The following is a 13,862-nucleotide window of genomic DNA, read 5'->3' as shown; positions in this document are numbered from 1 at the left end:
GTCAAGCAGCCGATTTCCTCACGCCGCCGCGTCCTCGCGCCGCCGCGCCGTCGTCAGCGTCCGCGCCCCCCGCGGCCGCCCCGGCCCGCGTCGTCGTCGCGTTCGTCGTCGCGCGGGCCGAGCAGTTCGTCGGCCAGGGACGGGAGGTCGTCGAGCGGCGTCTCCTCGGCCCAGTCGGGACGCGGCCTGCGACGCGGCGTCCGCGCACCGGTCTCCGGTGTGTCCGCGCCGGTCTCCGCGCCGACCTGGGGCAGCTCCCGCGTGCGGTCGTCGCCCCCGTCGGGGTACCGCCGCCGGCCGCGCGCCGAGCCCGGCTCGTCACGGAACAGCCCGCGCGGCACCCGGTCCACGGGGTCGCCGCCCCGCACGGGAGGCAGTACGGCGGTCTCGTCCGCGGCACCCGGCACGACGGGCGGCAGCACGGCCGTCTCGTCGGCCGCGCCCGGCACCACCGGCGGCAGCTGCGTCGTCTCGTCCGCCGCGCCCGTGGGGGCCGGCGGCTTCGGCAGCGTCGCCGTCACCTCGGACTCGGACTCACCGCCGGGCCGACGCGATCCCGTCGCCCGCGCGGACGCGCCGGAGTCCCGGCCGCCGTCGTCGCCGTCCCGCACCGGCCGCAGCACGGCCGTCTCGTCGGAGGCACCCCCGGAGGCCCGCCCGGCACCGGAATCCGAACCAGAGCCCGAGTCCGAACCAGAACCCGAGTCAGAACCGGACCCAGAACCCGAACGCGACCCCGAACCCCAACCGGAACCCGAAGCCCGGTCCGAACCCGAAGCCCTGTCCCAGCCAGAAGACCTACCGGCCCCCGAACCGAACCCCGAACCAGCGCCCGAGCCCCCGGTCCCGGTCCCGGCGCCGGTCCCGTCGTCCGAGTCCGCGCGCGGGAAGGACCTCTTGGGGCCCGTCTCCGCCACGGTGGCCGCCTGTTCGGCGAGGCGGCGGGCCTCCTCCGCGCGTCGCAGGGCGTCCTCGGCCTTGCGCTGCTTCTCCAGCCGCCGTTCCTCGGCCTCCGCGTGCAGGCGGGCCTCTTCCTCGGCCTGCTTGCGGCGCCGCTCCTCGTCCGCCTTGCGGCGGGCCTCCTCCTCGGCGCGGACCTTCTCCTCGGCGAGCAGGCGGGCCCGCTCCTCCTCGGCACGCCGACGCGCTTCCTCGGCGCGCAGCCTGGCCTCCTCGGCCTGGCGTTCGGCCTCGCGCCGCTGCGCCTCCTCCAGCTCGCGCCGCTTGCGCTCCTCCTCCTCGGCGCGCAGCTTGGCGAGCTGCTCCTGGCGCTCGCGCTCCAGCCGCTCCTCCTCGGCCTTGCGTGCGGCCTCTTCCTCGGCCTTGCGGCGGGCCTCCTCCTCGGCCTTCCTGCGCGCCTCCTCCTGGGCCTTCACCTCGGCCTCGGAGAGCGGCAGCAGCTGGTCGAGCCGGTGCCGGACGACCGTCGTGACGGCCTCGGCCTCCTGGCCCGCGTCCACCACGAGGTAGCGGCCGGGGGCCGCGGCGGCGAGCGTGAGGAAACCGGAGCGCACGCGCGCGTGGAACTCGGCCGGCTCGGACTCCAGCCGGTCGGGCGCCTCCGTGAACCGCTCGCGGGCGATCTCCGGGGAGACGTCGAGCAGGACTGTCAGATGCGGTACGAGGCCGTTCGTCGCCCAGCGGTTGATTCGGGCGACCTCGGTCGGCGACAGGTCGCGGCCCGCGCCCTGGTAGGCCACCGAGGAGTCGACGTACCGGTCGGAGACGACGACGGCGCCGCGCTCCAGGGCGGGCCTGACGACCGTGTCGACGTGCTCCGCGCGGTCCGCCGCGTACAACAGGGCCTCCGCGCGGTGGGAGAGCCCGGCGCTCGACACGTCGAGCAGGATCGACCTCAGCCGCTTGCCGACCGGGGTCGCCCCGGGTTCACGGGTGACGACGACCTCGTGGCCCTTGGCCCTGATCCACTCGGCGAGCGCGTCGACCTGGGTGGACTTGCCCGCGCCGTCGCCGCCCTCGATGGCGATGAAGAAGCCGGTGGCCGCGCGGTCGGGCACCGGGTCGTCGCCGCCGAGCAGCGCGTCCCGCAGGTCGTTGCGGAGGGGAACACCGGAGCGGTCGTCGGCCTTGGCGAGGACCAGCGCGGCGAGCGGCAGCAGCAGCGCGCCGACGAGCATCAGCGTGAACGCGGCGCCGCCGTGCGCGAAGACGAACTTGCCGTTCTCCAGGCGGTGCGGGCCGATGCCCGCCGCCACCAGTGGGGCGAGCAGCGCGCCGACCGCCACGAAGACCCGTACGAGCGCGTGCAGGTGTTCGGTGGTGCGGGTGCGCCGGTAGTCCTCGGCCTCCTGGTCGAGGAGGGTGTGCCCAGTGTTCGCGGCGACGCCCGCGCCGACGCCGGCCAGCGTGAGGACCAGCAGCACGGTGGTGACGTCGGGCACGAGCCCGGCGGCCAGCAGCGCGACGCCGGTGAAGGCGATCGCCAGCGCGAGCAGGCGGCGCCTGGACAGCGTCACGAGCGCCTTCGGCGCGGTGCGGACGCCGATGACGACCCCGCCCGTCAGCACGAGCACCATCAGCCCGTAGAGGACCGGGCCGCCGCCCAGCTCCGTGGCGTGCAGCACCGAGACGGCGACGGCGGCGGCGATCGCGCCGGCGACGGACGCGGAGGCGAGGGCGAGCAGCGGGATGCCGCCGGTGCGGCCCTTGTCGACGCCGGTGCCGGTCCTGGGACGGCGCAGGCCCTCCAGCGGGGAACGCGCGCGTGGCGTGCGGACGGCGGGCAGTTCGAGGAAGGTCAGCACCGAGAGGGACGCGGCGAACAGTCCGGCCGCGACGTACGAGCCGAGGGCCGCCTGGTGCTGCGCGAACCAGCCGATCCCGGCGCCCAGCAGGTTGTTGACGAGGGACGCGACGACGAGGACGGCGGCGGCCAGCGGTACCGCCACGAAGCCGGTGCGCAGGGAGAGCCGGCGCAGCGCGTCCATGTGGTCGGGCAGCGGTCGTACCGTCGCGCCCTCAAGGGGCGGGGCGGGCAGCAGCGCGGGGGCCGCGCTCTCCTTGCACACCGTCCAGAAGCGCTCGGCGACTCCGGTCACGAAGGCGGTGACCAGCAGGACGGCCAGCGCGTTGTCCGGCGTCCAGTCGATCCACAGGGGCGCGATGATCAGCAGCAGGGCGCGCAGGCCGTCGGCCCCGACCATCGTCCAGCGGCGGTCGAGGGGGCCCTCGTGCGAGGTGAGTGTGGTGAGCGGGCCCAGGAGCACCGCCCCGAAGAGGAGCGTCGCGAGGATGCGCACTCCGAAAACGGTCGCCACTGCGAACGCCACGCCTCGGAAGCCGCCGCCGAGGGCGCCTTCGGCGATGGCTGCCTGGAGCACCAGGACCACCACCACCAGCAGGGCGAGGGCATCGCCGACTCCGCTCACCAGTTGGGCGCTCCACAACCGCTTCAGTTGCGGTTCGCGCAGGAGAGCGCGGACGGCGCGTTCGCGGGAGTCCGCGACCAGTGCGTCGTCGGGGGCGGGTTGGTGGGCCGTTGGCTGCTCGGCTCGCGTCATGCTTTCAGCCTATCGGCAGCCACCGACAACCAGCCGCGCCCGCCCGAACGTACGCACGCCCCGACACCAAAGCGTTGTCGGGGCGTGCGTTTCGTGAAGGGCGCTCCCGCACTTCACGAAGGGGCCGTTCCCCCCTCGCGAAGGGCTCCCGCACCTCACGGAGGAGCTTCCGCACCTCGCGAAGGACTCCCGCGCCTCACGAGGGGACCGTTCCCCCGTCAGTCGTCCGTGCTCTTCGCGGCCGTCGTCTTCTTGGTCGCCGTGGCCGACTTCGCCGTCGTCTTCTTCGCCGCCGTCGCCTTCTTGGCGGGGGCGGCCTTCTTCGCGGCGGTCTTCTTGGCGGCCGTCTTCTTCGCCGGTGCCTTCTTGGCGGGCGCCTTCTTGGCCGTCTTCTTCGCCGGGGCCTTCGCCCGCTTCTCGGCGAGGAGTTCGTAGCCGCGTTCCGGGGTGATCTCCTCGACGCTGTCGCCCGAGCGCAGCGTCGCGTTGGTCTCCCCGTCGGTGACGTACGGGCCGAACCGGCCGTCCTTCACCACGACCGGCTTCGCGCTGACCGGGTCCTCGCCCAGCTCCTTCAGCGGCGGCTTGGCGGCGGCGCGGCCACGCTGCTTGGGCTGCGCGTAGATCGCCAGCGCCTCCTCCAGCGTGATCGTGAACAGCTGGTCCTCGCTGGTGAGGGACCGCGAGTCGGTCCCCTTCTTCAGGTACGGGCCGTAGCGGCCGTTCTGCGCGGTGATCTCCACGCCCTCCGCGTCCACGCCGACGACGCGCGGCAGCGACATCAGCTGGAGCGCCTCCTCCAGGGTGACCGTGTCGAGGGACATGGACTTGAAGAGGGACGCGGTACGCGGCTTGACGGCGTTCTTCCCGGTCTTCGGGGTGCCCTCGGGGAGCACCTCGGTGACGTAGGGGCCGTACCGGCCGTCCTTGGCGACGATCTGGTGGCCGCTCTGCGGGTCGGTGCCCAGCTCGAAGTCGCCGCTCGGCTTGGCGAGCAGTTCCTCCGCCAGCTCCACGGACAGCTCGTCCGGGGCCAGGTCCTCCTGGATGTCGGCGCGCTGGTGGTTCTCGGAGTCCTTCTCGCCGCGCTCGATGTACGGGCCGTAGCGGCCGACCCGCAGCACGATGTCGTTGCCGACCGGGAACGAGGAGACCTCGCGGGCGTCGATCGCGCCCAGGTCCGTCACCAGTTCCTTGAGGCCGCCGAGGTGGTCGCCGTCGCCGTTGCCGGCCTCGGCCGCCCCGCCGGTGCCCGTGCCCTCGCCGAAGTAGAAACGCTTCAGCCACGGCACGGCCTTCGCCTCACCGCGCGCGATGCGGTCGAGGTCGTCCTCCATCCTGGCGGTGAAGTCGTAGTCGACGAGCCGCCCGAAGTGCTTCTCCAGGAGGTTGACGACGGCGAAGGAGAGGAAGGACGGGACGAGCGCGGTGCCCTTCTTGAAGACGTAGCCGCGGTCGAGGATGGTGCCGATGATCGACGCGTACGTCGACGGGCGGCCGATCTCGCGCTCTTCCAGCTCCTTGACGAGGCTGGCCTCGGTGTAGCGGGCCGGGGGCTTGGTGGCGTGCCCGTCGACCGTGAGCTCCTCGGCGCTCAGCGCGTCGCCCTCGGCGACCTGCGGGAGGCGGCGCTCGCGGTCGTCCAGCTCCGCGTTCGGGTCGTCGGCGCCCTCGACGTACGCCTTGAGGAAGCCGTGGAACGTGATCGTCTTGCCGGAGGCGCTGAACTCGACGTCGCGGCCGTCGGAGGCGGTGCCGCCGATCTTCACCGTCACGCTGTTGCCGGTGGCGTCCTTCATCTGGGAGGCGACGGTCCGCTTCCAGATCAGCTCGTACAGCCGGAACTGGTCGCCGGTCAGGCCGGTCTCGGCGGGGGTGCGGAAACGATCACCCGAGGGGCGGATCGCCTCGTGCGCCTCCTGCGCGTTCTTGACCTTCCCGGCGTAGGTGCGCGGCTGCGGCGGCAGGTAGTCGGCGCCGTACAGCTGGGTGACCTGGGCGCGGGCGGCGGTGACGGCCGTGTCGCTCAGGGTCGTGGAGTCCGTACGCATGTAGGTGATGAAGCCGTTCTCGTACAGCTTCTGGGCCACCTGCATCGTGGCCTTCGCGCCGAAGCCGAGCTTGCGGCTGGCCTCCTGCTGGAGCGTCGTCGTACGGAACGGGGCGTACGGCGAGCGGCGGTACGGCTTGGACTCGACGGAGCGGACGGCGAACCGGGTCTCCGCGAGCGCGGCGGCGAGGGCGCGGGCGTTCGCCTCGTCGAGGTGGAGGATCTGCTCGCTCTTGAGCCGGCCGACGGAGTCGAAGTCGCGGCCCTGCGCGACCCGCCTGCCGTCGACGCTCTGGAGGCGGGCGACTAGCGACGACGGGTCCGAGGAGTCCCCGGCGCGGCCGGTGGCGAAGGTGCCCGTCAGGTCCCAGTACTCGGCGGAACGGAACGCGATGCGCTCGCGTTCCCGCTCCACCACGAGCCGGGTGGCGACGGACTGGACACGGCCGGCCGACAGGCGCGGCATGACCTTCTTCCACAGGACGGGCGAGACCTCGTAGCCGTAGAGGCGGTCGAGGATGCGGCGGGTCTCCTGCGCGTCGACGAGCTTCTGGTTGAGCTGGCGCGGGTTGGCGACGGCCGCCCGGATCGCGTCCTTGGTGATCTCGTGGAACACCATGCGCTTGACGGGGATCTTCGGCTTGAGGACTTCCTGGAGGTGCCAGGCGATGGCCTCGCCCTCCCGGTCCTCATCGGTGGCGAGGAACAGCTCGTCGGAGTCCTTCAGGAGGTCCTTGAGCTTCTTGACCTGCGCCCGCTTGTCGGCGTTGATCACGTAGATCGGCTGGAAGTCGTGTTCGACGTCCACACCGAGGCGGCGGACCTCACCGGTGTACTTCTCGGGTACCTCCGCGGCACCGTTGGGAAGGTCGCGGATGTGCCCGACGCTCGCTTCGACTACGTAGCCGGGGCCGAGATAGCCCTTGATCGTCTTCGCCTTGGCAGGCGACTCGACGATGACGAGTCGACGCCCGCCCTGTGCGGTCTCGCTGGTCGGGGACAACTTCGCTCTTCTCTCCGGTCGATGCTGGGGCCTCCCCAGGCCTTCGTCCCGGGGTCGGGTCATGGTGACGCTGCGGAGTGTGACGGTACATCCCGCCCCCGTGTCAAACGGGAAAAGCCCGCAACGGCCACTCGAACGGTAACCCGACTACCGCCATTCCTGCCGCCCGGAGTCCCCACCGGCCTTTTCGAGCCGAACCGGACGATCACGTTCTGAACAGCGGTGCCGCAGCTCGGCGCGGGTTCTCAGAGCCGCGAGAAGCACCACGCGGCGAGAATCAGCGCGGTGAGCGAGCAGAGGCTCGCGAGGGTCGCCGATGCGACAGGGTTCACATCGTGGGCGACGGGCCGGCCCTGCCGCACCCGGGTCACGGTCCACCCCAGCAGTGCCGCCCCGAACAGGGCGAACACCGCGCCCGCGAAGATCGCCGGTCCGCTTTCCATGGTTCCCCAGCCCCCCGTTTCTCCCACTGTCCCGCTGTCCCGACGGCCCGCTGTCCCGACGTCCCGACGGCCCGACATCTCGACATCCCGACGTCGGCGCGTGCCTCGCCGGGGAGACTGGCACGCGCGGGCTGCGGGCGGGCGAACCGGAGGTGAACGCGGGGGCGCCGCTTCCGCGCGGCGACGGCCGGCGGCGACCCTCAGCGCCCGGAGTGTCTCGAACACGCCGGGGCGCACGCCCCTGCGGGCCTCGCATCACCGGGCGCCGGGTTGGCCGGTTTCCCTTCCCGGCGACGGGGTCAGGGCACGCCACCGGTTTTGGCCCGGCCGGAACCGGTCGCTCACACCGGTTCGAGGAAGCCCTGCTCCACCAAGAGGCGAATCTGCGCCGGGGTCCGGTCGCGGAGCAGGACCGGGTCCTCGCCGACGAGTTGCGCGATCGCGTCCAGGATGCGGCCGGCGCTCAGCGAGCCGTCGCACACGCCAGCGAAGCCCGCGCCGACCGTGTCCACCTTGGTGGCCCGGCGCATCCCGCGGTGCTGGCGCAGCACCACGTGCTCGGGGTCCTCGGCGCCGGGCAGCCCGACCTGTTCCTGGACCACCTCGGCGGCGAGCTTGAAGTGGGCTTCGAGCAGCGCCGCGTCATCGTGCGCCCGCAGGTAGTCGAGCCGGGCGAAGTGCGCCAGGACCGTGTCGCCGAGCGGCTGCTCGACCGGGTGCGGCCACTCCTCCACGGTGACCGCCGGCTCCGCCGAGTCCGTCCTGCGCAAGGTGATCCACCCGAAGCCGACCGCCTTCACCTTGCGCGCCTCGAACTCGTCGAGCCACGCGTCGTACAGCGCCTGGTAGGCGGCCTGGTCGGCGCGGTGGTCGCCGGCGTCCCGCAGCCACAGCTCCGCGTACTGCGTGACGTCCTGCACCTCGCGCTGCACGATCCAGGCGTCGCAGCCGCGGGGCACCCACGCGCGGAGCCGGTCCTGCCACTCCTCGCCCGCGACGTGCTGCCAGTTGGCGAGGAAGTGCGCGTACCCGCCCTCGGACAGCCGCTCCCCCGACTGCTGAACGAGCGTGCGGCACAGGTCGTCCCCGCCCATCCCGCCGTCCCGGTAGGTCAGCCGGGCGCCGGGCGAGATCACGAACGGCGGGTTGGAGACGATCAGGTCGTACCGCTCGCCGTCCGGGACCGGCTCGAAGAGCGAGCCCTGGCGGAGGTCGGCGGCGGGTGCGCCGGAGAGGGCCAGGGTGAGCGCGGTGATGTGCAGCGCGCGCGGGTTGAGGTCGGTGGCCGTCACGCGCGTGGCGTGCCGGCCGGCGTGCAGCGCCTGGATGCCTGAGCCGGTGCCGAGGTCGAGGGCGGCGGCGACCGGCGTGCGGACGGTGATGCCGGCCAGGGTCGTGGAGGCGCCGCCCACGCCGAGGACGACGCCCTCCTCGCGGCTGCCGATGCCGCCGGCGCCGCCGACCGCGCAGCCCAGGTCGGAGACGATGAACCAGTCCTCGCCCTCGGGTCCGCCGTAGGGCCTGACGTCCACGGCGGCGGCGACCTCGTCGGGTCCCGCGGCCGTCAGCCAGCCGCTCTCCAGACACGCGGCGACGGGGAGGACGTCCGCCACGCGTGCGTGCGGCACGGGCTGCTGCAACAGGAACAGCCGGACGAGCAGCTCGAGCGGGGTGTCACCGCGGGTGGCCCTGAGCGCGGGCACGGTCTCGCTGCGGGCCAGCGCCGCGTACGCGGGGGCGCCGAGCAGGTCGAGCAGTCCGTCGGCGGTGAAGGAGGCGCCCAGGAAGGCGTCCCGCAGCAGGGCGGCCACCTCGGGCCGGTCGGAGTCCGGCAGCGCGGGGAGGGAGGACCGGGACGGCCGGGACGCGTCCATGGACTCCGAGAGCCCCGAAGAATCCGAGGAAGGCGCGGTGGGCGCGGAAGGCGCGGTGGGCGCGGTCGGCGAGGACGGCAGGGGGGACGGGGAGGACAGACCGGAATCACTCACGCCCCCATTGTGGCCGCTCGCACTGACATCGCGAGCGCCCACGCGACGGACCGGGCACGCGCGCGTACCGTCGCGTCACCGGAACGTCCCTCGCCGCGCTCATGGACGCGACCGGGGCGGGCGCACGCGTACCTCGGTGCGCGCGGCGGCGGCCGGGGCGGAACCCTCGCGCCGCGGGCCAGGAGCCTCCAGCGCAGGTCAGGCCCGCGGCGCAGGATCGTCGTCGGCCCGCTGGTCAGTCGTCAACCCGCCGAAGCGGTCATCAGCCCAACCGCCGGACCGTCGTCAACCCACCGAAGCGGTCATCAGCCCGCCCGCAGGACCGTCGTCAATCCGCCCGCAGGACCGTCGTAGACCCGCCGAAGCCGTCGTCAGCCCGCTGTCGCCGACGCCGGGGCCGACGCGCTCTTGCAGCTGGGCTGCTTGGCCATCGCCTTGCCGACGTCGCCCTCCTCCAGGGTCTTCAGGGCGTCGTTGCCGCTCTGGCTGAGCTTGTTGAGGGCAGTGGCGATGCCCTTGAGGCCGTCGGCGAACTTGGCCTGGTCCTTGGTGTCGAGGTCGTCGACCTGCTTCTTCAGGGACGCGTAGGACGCGGAGATGCCGTTGAGTTCCTTGACGGCGTCCTGCTGCTTCTTGGCGCCGTTGTCGACGTTCGGCGCCCCTGCCTGCTGGACGGCGGTCCCGATCGCCTTGTACGCCTGGGACATGTCCTGGAAGGCCTGCGCGTCGGTCTTCTTGACGTCCGCGGGCTTGCTGTTGTCCGAGGTCTCCTTCTGGATCGCGGCGTTCGCGGCCTCGATCTTCTTGGCCTGCGGCTGCACCGCGTCACAGACCTGCTTGGCCCAGGCGTCCAGCTTCTCGTTGCCGTTGTCGCCGCTGCCGCATCCCGACAGCGTCAGCGCCAGTACCGCACCGCCGGACAGTGTGGCCGCGAGCTTCTTGTTCACCGGATTGGTCCCTTCCATCGCTCTGGGCCCCCGGACCCTACACGGCGGACGGACCGCCTCCGCCTCTCCTCCGTCCGGCAAGACACCCATTGCTGCCACATTGCAGCCATTTGCACCAAGAGAGAGAAGCCTCACGGAGAGGGGCCTGACGCCGGGAGGCGGGCGGGGCGGCGCGTCAACACGCGCCTCCCGCCCGCCTCTTGAACCGGTCCGCCACTCGCGCCCGGTGCGGCCGGCTAGGAAACCGCCGCGTGGTCGGGCGACTTGGTGCCGTGGCTGTCGTCGTCGTCGACGGCGATACCGCGCCGTTTGGAGACCCAGACCGCGCCGACGACGACCAGCAGGGCCACCGCCGCGACCAGGATCCGCAGCCCGAGGCTCCGGTCCGCGCCGTAGGAGAACTTGATCACGGCCGGGGCGATGAGCAGCGAGACCAGGTTCATCACCTTCAGCAGCGGGTTGATCGCGGGCCCGGCGGTGTCCTTGAAGGGGTCGCCGACCGTGTCGCCGATCACGGTCGCGGCGTGCGCCTCGCTGCCCTTGCCGCCGTGGTGGCCGTCCTCGACGAGCTTCTTGGCGTTGTCCCAGGCGCCGCCGGAGTTGGCGAGGAACACCGCCATCAGCGTGCCGGTGCCGATCGCGCCCGCGAGGTACGCGCCGAGCGGGCCGACGCCGAGCGTGAACCCGATGAAGATGGGCGCCATCACGGCGAGCAGTCCCGGCGTGGTCAGCTCCCGCAGGGCGTCCTTGGTGCAGATGTCGACGACCTTGCCGTACTCGGGTTTCTCGCTGTAGTCCATGATCCCGGGCTTCTCGCGGAACTGCCGCCGCACCTCGTAGACGACCGAGCCCGCCGACCGCGAGACGGCGTTGATCGCCAGTCCCGAGAAGAGGAAGACGACCGCGGCGCCCGCGATGAGCCCGACGAGGTTGTTGGGCTGCGAGATGTCCATCGACAGGGTCAGCGGTGATCCCGGGCCGGTGTGTTTCTCGCCGACGTCGGCCACGTTGGTCGTGATCGCGTCACGGTAGGAGCCGAAGAGGGCGGCGGCCGCGAGGACGGCGGTGGCGATGGCGATGCCCTTGGTGATGGCCTTGGTGGTGTTGCCGACGGCGTCCAGGTTGGTGAGCACCTGCGCGCCCGCGCCCTGCACGTCGCCGGACATCTCGGCGATGCCCTGGGCGTTGTCGGAGACCGGTCCGAAGGTGTCCATGGCGACGATCACACCGACCGTGGTGAGCAGGCCGGTGCCGGCCAGCGCCACCGCGAACAGCGCGAGCATGATCGACGTACCGCCGAGCAGGAACGCCCCGTACACGCTGAGCCCGATCAACAGGGCGGTGTAGACGGCGGATTCGAGCCCGAGCGAGATGCCCGCGAGGATCACGGTGGCCGGGCCGGTGAGCGAGGTCTTGCCGATGTCGCGGACCGGACGGCGGGTGGTCTCGGTGAAGTAGCCGGTCAACTGCTGGATGAGGGCGGCCAGGACGATGCCGATCGCCACCGCGACCAGCGCGAGGACCCGCGGGTCGCCGCCCTTCGCGCGGATCGCCGCGTCGGTGACGCCGTGCAGGTCCGCGTAGTGGGCGGGGAGGTAGACGAAGACGGCCACCGCGACCAGGACCAGCGAGATCACCGCGGAGATGAAGAAGCCGCGGTTGATGGCGGACATGCCGCCGCGGTCGGACCTGCGCGGGGAGACCGCGAAGATGCCGATCATGGCGGTGATCACACCGATCGCCGGCACCAGCAGCGGGAAGGCGAGCCCGGCGTCGCCGAAGGCTGCCTTGCCGAGGATCAGCGCGGCGACCAGCGTCACGGCGTACGACTCGAAGAGGTCGGCCGCCATGCCCGCGCAGTCGCCGACGTTGTCGCCCACGTTGTCGGCGATGGTCGCGGCGTTGCGCGGGTCGTCCTCCGGGATGCCCTTCTCGACCTTGCCGACCAGGTCGGCGCCGACGTCGGCGGCCTTGGTGAAGATGCCGCCGCCCACCCTCATGAACATGGCGATGAGAGCGGCGCCGAGACCGAATCCCTCCAGCACCTTCGGCGCGTCGGCCGCGTACACCAGCACCACGCAGGAGGCGCCCAGCAGACCGAGCCCCACCGTGAACATGCCGACGACACCGCCGGTGCGAAATGCGATCTTCATCGCCCGGTGCGAGACGGTGAGGAGATCCTTTTCCGGTTCGCCTTCCGCGGGAGTCGCTTCTCTGGCCGCCGCGGCGACCCGCACATTACTGCGGACGGCGAGCCACATGCCGATATAGCCGGTGGCCGCCGAGAATCCCGCGCCGATCAAGAAGAACACCGATCGGCCGATGCGTTGATTCCAGTCGCTCGCGGGCAGCAACAGGAGCAGGAAGAACACCACGACGGCGAAAACTCCGAGGGTGCGCAACTGCCGGGCCAGATAGGCGTTCGCGCCTTCCTGGACGGCGCCCGCGATCTCCTTCATCCGGTCGGTTCCCTCGCCCGCCGCGAGCACCTGGCGCACCAGGACGCCCGCCACCACGAGCGCGGCCAGCGCGACGGCCGCGATGACCACCACGAGGATCCGGTTGCCGTCGGTCAGGACCGCGGCCGCGAGGGATGTGGAACCGTCGAACCGCTGAGAGGTGGAAAGCCCCGCCATTCGTCCTCCTTGACGCTTGGACTGAGCTCAAGATGTGGACGGATTGTAGGGAGCGGAACCTGATCAATACAGAGCGCGGCACGATGAATTGGCCTGCACACGCAGGTTGTCGAAAGATCGACGTCCGGCAGTGGAACGTGAATGCGGTAACACCTCGGAGGCATTGCCGCCGACCGCGACTCCCATATTGGCACCGCCCGGCGGCTTGATCAAATTATCGGCCGTTGATCGTCGTCGAGCGCGATTGTTCGTGAATTCCTTCACGTATTCGGGAACGGCCCGGAGGGGGCCGGCGCGACGGCGGTCCCGTCCGGCCGGAAACGCATCAGGGCCCCGCGTCGGCGGGGCCCTGGTGGTGGTGCGGTACGGCGTCGGGTCGGTGTCAGGGGAGCGGGGCGAGCGGCGGTGCGGTGGGCCACGTCATACGGATCGACCCGCCGTGCTCGCCCGCGGAGACCTCCACGTCGTCGACGAGGCCGCTGATGACCGCGAGGCCCATCTCGTCCTCCTCGGTCTCGACGTCGTCGCCCGCGGCGCCCGACGCGCCCTCGCCCGGGACCGAGCGCGGTGCCTCGTCGCCGACCTCGATGGAGAACTGTTTCTCCTCCTCGATCAGCAGCACCTGCACCGGGGCCGTGATGCCGCCGTTCTGATGCAGGCCCACGGCCCGGGTGCACGCCTCGCCGACCGCGAGCCTGACCTCGTCGAGGACGGCCTCGTCCACTCCGGCCCTGCGCGCCACCGCTGCCGCCACCAGTCGGGCGGTCCTGACGTGCTCCGGCAACGCGCTGAAGCGGAGTTCAACGGTGGCCATGCATCCCCCTCTGAACTACGGGCGTGCTTGGGGGGCCGGGCCACCGAACACCCGGACCCCCTGGATGTACTTCTTCCGCCCCGGACGCGAGGGTGCCCCGCTCCCGGGCCGACGGTCAGTCGGTGGCCGCCACCGCTTCCTCGACCGAGGTGTGGATCGGGAACACCTTGGTGAGACCGGTGATGCGGAAGATCTTCAGAATGCGCTCCTGGTTGCAGACCAGGCGCAGCGAGCCCTCGTGGGCACGCACCCGCTTCAGGCCGCCGACCAGCACGCCGAGCCCGGTGGAGTCGAGGAAGTCGACACCTTCCATGTCGACGACGAGGTGGAAACTCCCGTCGTTGACCAGCTCGACCAGCTGCTCGCGCAACTTGGGCGCGGTATATACGTCGATTTCTCCACCGACCTCGACGACCGTACGATCGCCGACGGTACGGGTCGACAGGGACAGGTCCACGGA

8 protein-coding genes are annotated in these 13,862 nt (G+C 71.9%); all 8 read right to left on the bottom strand.

The genetic code is table 11. The features are described from left to right. Positions 1 to 53: 53 nt before the first annotated feature. Complete coding sequence (gene tmk / locus DDJ31_RS21270) at positions 54 to 3,521, bottom strand: dTMP kinase (RefSeq protein ID WP_127178735.1); 3,468 nt, start codon at positions 3,519 to 3,521, stop codon at positions 54 to 56. 218 nt (positions 3,522 to 3,739) lie between these two features. After that, positions 3,740 to 6,574 carry a type I DNA topoisomerase gene (gene topA / locus DDJ31_RS21265; protein WP_127178736.1) on the bottom strand — a complete coding sequence of 945 codons (2,835 nt, stop codon included), beginning with the start codon at positions 6,572 to 6,574 and terminating at the stop codon, positions 3,740 to 3,742. A gap of 245 nt (positions 6,575 to 6,819) precedes the next feature. Next, a complete protein-coding gene (locus DDJ31_RS21260; protein WP_127178737.1) occupies positions 6,820 to 7,017 on the bottom strand; it encodes a hypothetical protein in 198 nt (65 codons plus the stop codon). A 341-nt stretch (positions 7,018 to 7,358) separates the two neighbouring features. After that, complete coding sequence (locus DDJ31_RS21255) at positions 7,359 to 8,891, bottom strand: DUF7059 domain-containing protein (protein ID WP_127182668.1); 1,533 nt, start codon at positions 8,889 to 8,891, stop codon at positions 7,359 to 7,361. Positions 8,892 to 9,376: 485 nt separating this feature from the next. Next, entirely contained in the window at positions 9,377 to 9,970 is a 594-nt protein-coding gene (locus tag DDJ31_RS21250) for a small secreted protein (protein WP_127178738.1), read from the bottom strand. 218 nt (positions 9,971 to 10,188) lie between these two features. Beyond that, positions 10,189 to 12,588 carry a sodium-translocating pyrophosphatase gene (locus tag DDJ31_RS21245; protein ID WP_127178739.1) on the bottom strand — a complete coding sequence of 800 codons (2,400 nt, stop codon included), beginning with the start codon at positions 12,586 to 12,588 and terminating at the stop codon, positions 10,189 to 10,191. A 382-nt stretch (positions 12,589 to 12,970) separates the two neighbouring features. Continuing rightward, complete coding sequence (locus DDJ31_RS21240) at positions 12,971 to 13,402, bottom strand: ATP-binding protein (protein ID WP_127178740.1); 432 nt, start codon at positions 13,400 to 13,402, stop codon at positions 12,971 to 12,973. A gap of 115 nt (positions 13,403 to 13,517) precedes the next feature. Then, entirely contained in the window at positions 13,518 to 13,859 is a 342-nt protein-coding gene (bldG, locus tag DDJ31_RS21235) for an anti-sigma factor antagonist BldG (RefSeq protein ID WP_003975386.1), read from the bottom strand. Between the last annotated feature and the right edge of the window lie 3 nt (positions 13,860 to 13,862).

It is taken from the genome of Streptomyces griseoviridis (assembly GCF_005222485.1).
In the GTDB taxonomy this organism is placed as follows: domain Bacteria; phylum Actinomycetota; class Actinomycetes; order Streptomycetales; family Streptomycetaceae; genus Streptomyces; species Streptomyces hintoniae.
This window is presented reverse-complemented; position numbering and strand designations above follow the sequence as displayed.

Excerpts from the sequence above, each read along its gene's own strand:
- tmk (WP_127178735.1), bottom strand. The coding sequence starts at position 3,521 with ATGACGCGAGCCGAGCAGCCAACGGCCCACCAACCCGCCCCCGACGAC.
- DDJ31_RS21245 (WP_127178739.1), bottom strand. The coding sequence starts at position 12,588 with ATGGCGGGGCTTTCCACCTCTCAGCGGTTCGACGGTTCCACATCCCTC.
- DDJ31_RS21240 (WP_127178740.1), bottom strand. The coding sequence starts at position 13,402 with ATGGCCACCGTTGAACTCCGCTTCAGCGCGTTGCCGGAGCACGTCAGG.
- DDJ31_RS21250 (WP_127178738.1), bottom strand. The coding sequence starts at position 9,970 with ATGGAAGGGACCAATCCGGTGAACAAGAAGCTCGCGGCCACACTGTCC.
- DDJ31_RS21255 (WP_127182668.1), bottom strand. The coding sequence starts at position 8,891 with ATGGACGCGTCCCGGCCGTCCCGGTCCTCCCTCCCCGCGCTGCCGGAC.
- DDJ31_RS21260 (WP_127178737.1), bottom strand. The coding sequence starts at position 7,017 with ATGGAAAGCGGACCGGCGATCTTCGCGGGCGCGGTGTTCGCCCTGTTC.